The sequence below is a fragment of the Streptomyces sp. NRRL B-3229 genome (genome assembly GCF_000719505.1).
Lineage (GTDB): Bacteria > Actinomycetota > Actinomycetes > Streptomycetales > Streptomycetaceae > Streptomyces > Streptomyces griseorubiginosus.
Genome location: NZ_JOGP01000129.1, coordinates 1 through 347, shown reverse-complemented (window position 1 = coordinate 347; position 347 = coordinate 1). Strand labels below are relative to the sequence as shown.

The window sequence follows — 347 nt, the reverse complement described above, 5'->3', positions numbered from 1 at the left end:
GTCCTGGGCCTCGTGTCCCAGGCTGCCCGTCGATCCGGGGTACGCGCCGCTGGTCTGGGCGCCGGTGCGATCGCCCGGCACCTGGTAGATGCCGAACTTCAGGCCCTTGCCGTGGATGTAGTCCCCGAGCGCCTTCATCCCGCCGGGGAACTTGGTCGCGTTGGCCCGCAGGTTGCCCGACGCGTCACGCTGCGGGTCGAACCAGCAGTCGTCGACGACGATGTACCGGTAGCCGGCGTCCCGCATGCCCGAGGACACCATCGCGTCGGCGGCCTGGCGGACCTGGGCCTCGGTGACTCCGCACCCGAAGCTGTTCCAGCTGTTCCAGCCCAGGGGCGGGGTGAGGG

General features: G+C 70.9%; 1 protein-coding gene. It reads right to left on the bottom strand.

Annotation, left to right across the window (positions count from 1 at the left end; genetic code table 11):
• A partial coding sequence (locus IF54_RS0139070; RefSeq protein WP_030327541.1) for a glycoside hydrolase family 27 protein occupies positions 1–347 on the bottom strand: 347 nt, incomplete at both ends.